The sequence below is a fragment of the Kitasatospora sp. MAA19 genome, assembly GCF_029894125.1.
Taxonomy (GTDB): Bacteria; Actinomycetota; Actinomycetes; order Streptomycetales; family Streptomycetaceae; genus Kitasatospora.
This window is the reverse complement of the sequence record NZ_JARXYZ010000077.1, coordinates 1-4,249: the sequence shown is the minus strand read 5'-3', so window position 1 is coordinate 4,249 and position 4,249 is coordinate 1. Positions and strand designations below refer to the sequence as shown.

Below are 4,249 nucleotides of genomic sequence, written 5' to 3'. Positions count from 1 at the left end.
GGTACTGCAGGGGGGACCCTGTGGGAGAGTAGGACGCCGCCGAACAATCATTCACAGAGAACCCCCATCCGGGAAACCGGATGGGGGTTCTCTGCGTTGTGGCTCACCCGTCCTGGAGCTGCTGCTCTTCCTGCGGTTGCGGTTGCGGTTGCGGCTGAGCTTGGGGCTGCGCAGGCTCCTGGGCGGCAGGCTGAGGCTGGACCGGAGCCGCCGCCTTTCCCCATGCCTGCCGGCTCAGCCACGCGTCCGCGCCGTTCGTGAGCCGGGTGACGCCCGTGCCGTCCGGCTGCATGCTGTAGAGGTCGGCGCCGGCCCCGGCGGCGGCGCTGGCGAAGACGATGGACTTGCCGTCGGGCGCGAAGGACGCGGTGCCGTAGAAGGCGTCGGACGGGGCGGGGGTGAGCGCGCCGATGGCGGTGCCGTCGGGGTGGACGGTGTAGATGCCGCCGCCGGGGGCGTTGTCCGGGCCGGCCGGGTACGTGGTGAAGAGGATCTGCGTGCCGTCGGGGGACCAGTTGGCGCGGTCCCCGGCGCGCAGTTCCCAGGGGGTGAGCTGCCGCAGTCCGGTGCCGTCCGCGCCGACGACGTAGATGGCGCGGCTGTTGGCGGGCTGGCCGGTGGCGCTGGTGCGGTACTCGAAGGTGAGCTGCTTGCCGTCCGGTGACCAGCTGGGGTTGCTCACCTGACCGGAGTACGGCTTGTCGTTGGTGAGGAAGGTGAGCCGCTGGACTTCGGTGCCGTCGGGGTTCATCAGGTAGAGGTCCGAGTACTGGACCTGGTTGCTGCGGGTCCGGTCGAGGGCGCCCCAGGAACGGCTGAAGGCGAGCTGTTTGCCGTCGGGCGAGTAGGCGGGAGCACGCTCGTCCTCGTTGGCGCAGTCGGCAGCACTGGCCTCGCAGAGCTGGCCGATCTGGTGGGCGCCGTCGCCGGAGGCGGACACGGTCCAGAGACGGGCGGCGCCGCTCTGCACGTCGGTCCGGTCGAAGGCGATCGTGCTGCCGTCGGGGGACCAGTCGGGGCGGTCGTCGCTGGTGTGGTTGGGCGGCTGGGTGATCTGGCGCCGGTCGGCGCCGTCGGGTGCGATGGCGACGATGGAGCTGGTGGTGCGGGTGGCGTCGAGGAAGGACACACCGACGATCGGACCGTTGTCCGCGGTGGCCGCGGGCGCTCCGGAGGCGGCGCCGACCAGGCCGGGGGTCGCGGCAGCAGAGCCGGCAGCGCCGGGGCTCGCGGTGGCCGGTGTCGTCTCGGGGGAGGCGGAAGGCGTGTCCGCCTGGATCTCGGACAGTGGGATCTCGCCGGGCTCGGCCCCGCACCCGGTGAGCAGGGTGCCCAGCAGCAGAAGGCCCGCACCGGCGCTTGCGCGGGTGCGGGCCTTGGGCGTGAGCGTGGGTGACTGCCGCGCGCCGGTCATCCGTGCCATCTCCGTCTCCGACCTTTCCGACCTCGCCGACATTGGCTCCGTCCCCGATGTGGGACGAAGGCCCCTCGAAGGAGCTGTCACTGTGTCAGATGGGGGACGCCAGCGGCCGGGCGACACGCAACGCCTCGCGTCCGGTCGGTCACACGGAGTAGAAGGCCTGGCGGAGTGGACGGTCTTGCGGCGCGGCGGAGGAGGAGCGGCGAAGGAGAGGGGGCGGGGCGGGTCAGCCCCGGGCGGCGCGGCGCTCGGCCTTGGCGAGGGCCTCCGCCTCGTCCTCGGCCTCGGCGACCTCCAGAGTGGGCGCGGTGCCACCGAGGTGGGTGGGCAGCCACCAGGTGTCGTCCGCGCCGGAGGGCTTGCCGGGGTACTCGCGCTGGGTCTGGTCGAGCATCTCGCTCATGGCGGCGCGCAGCCGTCTGGTGACCATGACGGGCTTGTCGTTCGGCCCCAGGTGAATCGGTTCTCCGATCATGATGGTGACCGGGACGTGACGCTTGGTCAGGGTCTTCGGGCGGCCCTTGGTCCAGAGCTGCTGGGTACCCCAGAGGACGACGGGCAGTAGCGGGGTGCCGGAGTCGGCGGCCATCCGGGCGGCGCCGGTCTTGAACTTCTTCAGCATGAAGGAGCGACTGATGGTCGCTTCGGGGAACACCCCGACGACCTCGCCGGCCTTGAGGGCGCGCACGGCGGCCTCGTAGGCGGGCTGCCCGTCGGTGCGGTCGACCGGGATGTGCTTCATGCCGCGCATCAGCGGGCCGGAGATCCGGTGCTTGAAGACGTCGTCCTTGGCCATGAAGCGGGTCTTGCGCTTGCCGCCGCGGTAGGCGCCGAGCCCGGCGAAGAGGAAGTCCAGGTAGCTGATGTGATTGCTGACCAGTACGGCTCCGCCCCTGGCGGGGATGTGTTCGGCGCCTACGATCTTGATCCGCACGTCGAGCGCGCGGAAGGCGGTGAGTGCGGCGCCGATCACCGGCGGGTACACGAACTCTGCCACGGTCAGTCCTGACTTCCACGGGCCGGAGCCCGGTACGGCGGTACCCGCGCCGTTGTGTGGAGGCCGATCGGAGCGCGGCACGCCGCGGCGGTCACGGGTGATTCACGGAGATGATCCCCCGAACGAGTGCCTGCTGTCACCTGAGCCGTGCGGTCAAGCGAATATTCGAGGTGTGATCTCCGTGATGAGTTCGGACGGGAACTTTTCCCGTCCGTGACGACCCTGGGGCCCGGGACGCCTCTGGCGTCCAGGGGGCGGTCAGGCCCCGGTGCCGAGGCGGCCCTGCGCGTGCCGGACGAGCGGGTAGATCTCGGATCCGAGGCAGTAGCCGAACGCGGCGTTGAGGAAGGCCGCGGCCAGGGCGGAGGCTGTGGCCAGCAGGCCGAGCCAGGTCACCCCGGTGAGGAAGCCGAGGGTGCCGACGACGGCGAACACCAGGCCGACGCCCTGCGCGAAGCGGGGCGGCCGCTCGTCCTCGGTCTCGGAGGGCGGGGCCAGCCGGGGGAGGAGGAGCGTCCGGTACAGCCAGCCGTACGGGGAGAGCCACAGGCCGCCGAACGCGCCGAGTGCGAAGACGAGAGCCTGGACGGCCAGCAGCACGCCGCTGCCGGTGATCAGGGCGACAGCCAGGACGACTGAGGTGAGCGCGGCGGCGAAGCGGGGACCGCGGGGGTCGATCTGCACGAGGGCTCCGGAAGGGTCGCGACGGGCGGCGGCGGGGCGCGTCAGCGACAGCGGGTGGTGGTGGCCCGGCCCAGGTCGACGACGCGGCGGGAGGTCGGCAACGGCGGAGCGGTGCGGTCGGATTCCACCCGCCGATCGTACGCGGGCCCTGCACTGGCGGTCGACCTCCCTTTCGGGGCCCTGAGGGCGCTGTCGCAGACTAGGGGGATGACCGGGTTGGCGGTGTGCGTTGTCGTGCCGGTGCTGGCGACCACGTTCGGGCTGCCACGGGCCGGGCGCGACGGGAGGCTGAAGGTGCGGACCAAGGACGGGGCGGTACGGCTGTCGGGGGCGGAGCTGGGCGGGGTGCTCGGCGAGCGGGCGACGTTGGTGCAGTTCTCGACGGCGTTCTGTCAGCCCTGTCGCGCCACCCGCCGGGTGCTGGCGGACGTGGCCGGCATGGTCGAAGGGGTGGCGCACGTCGAGGTGGATGCCGAGGAGCGGTTGGAGCTGGTCCGCCGGCTGGAGATCCTGCGCACACCGACCGTCCTGGTGCTGGACGCGGACGGCCGGGTGGTGCGTCGCGCGGCCGGGCTGCCGCGCAAGGCGGATGTGATCGCGGCGCTCGGCCAGGCGGTCTGAGTCGGGGCGTGGCGGGAGGCCGGCCTCGGTCAGGCGGCGGGTGACGGCTGGCCGGGGACAGGGGGCAGCCGGCCGGCGGCGAACAGATGACAGATAACAGATGACAGCGAACAGATAACAGATGACGAAATCTGTCTGCTGTCATCTGTTCGTCGCCCGGCGGACGATCCCGCTGCGGATATGTCGCCCCGTCAGGTGGTGTCGGGGATGGTCTGGGGCAGGATGGGCGCACGCGGAAGTGCAGCCGTCCGGCCTAAGCTACTGGCCAGTAGTGACCACTGGGCTACTGCCGAGTATGCTGCCAGGAAGTTCCGGACCGGCACGGGAACACGCTGCCCGGAGCGGGTGCGTGCCGTGTTCGCGCCCGCTTGCACAGCCGCAGCCGCCGGACGAGACCAGTACAGGAGACAGGCCGTGAGCTTGAGGATCGTTGTCTGTGTGAAGTACGTGCCGGATGCGACGGGTGACCGTCGGTTCGCGGACGACCACACCACCGACCGGGAGGGTGTGGACGGCCTTCTGTCGGA

The 4,249-nt window shown here is 71.4% G+C and carries 4 protein-coding genes and 1 pseudogene; 2 read left to right on the top strand and 3 right to left on the bottom strand.

Features of this window, described 5'->3' with window-relative positions:
• Positions 1-103: 103 nt before the first annotated feature.
• The 3 genes from P3T27_RS40775 to P3T27_RS40765 form a co-directional block, all read right to left on the bottom strand.
• Entirely contained in the window at positions 104-1,423 is a 1,320-nt protein-coding gene (locus P3T27_RS40775; protein ID WP_280686435.1) for a hypothetical protein, read from the bottom strand.
• Between the two features lie 223 nt (positions 1,424-1,646).
• A complete protein-coding gene (locus P3T27_RS40770) occupies positions 1,647-2,417 on the bottom strand; it encodes a lysophospholipid acyltransferase family protein (protein WP_280686434.1) in 771 nt (256 codons plus the stop codon).
• Positions 2,418-2,675: 258 nt separating this feature from the next.
• A complete protein-coding gene (locus P3T27_RS40765; RefSeq protein ID WP_280686433.1) occupies positions 2,676-3,101 on the bottom strand; it encodes a DUF4395 domain-containing protein in 426 nt (141 codons plus the stop codon).
• A gap of 207 nt (positions 3,102-3,308) precedes the next feature.
• Here P3T27_RS40765 and P3T27_RS40760 point away from each other — a divergent pair, with 207 nt between their 5' ends.
• The gene (locus P3T27_RS40760) at positions 3,309-3,722 is read left to right on the top strand and encodes a thioredoxin family protein (protein ID WP_280686432.1); all 414 of its coding nucleotides are present in this window, start codon (positions 3,309-3,311) and stop codon (positions 3,720-3,722) included.
• Positions 3,723-4,136: 414 nt separating this feature from the next.
• Positions 4,137-4,249 (top strand): annotated as a pseudogene (locus tag P3T27_RS40755) (electron transfer flavoprotein subunit beta); the annotation flags it as partial.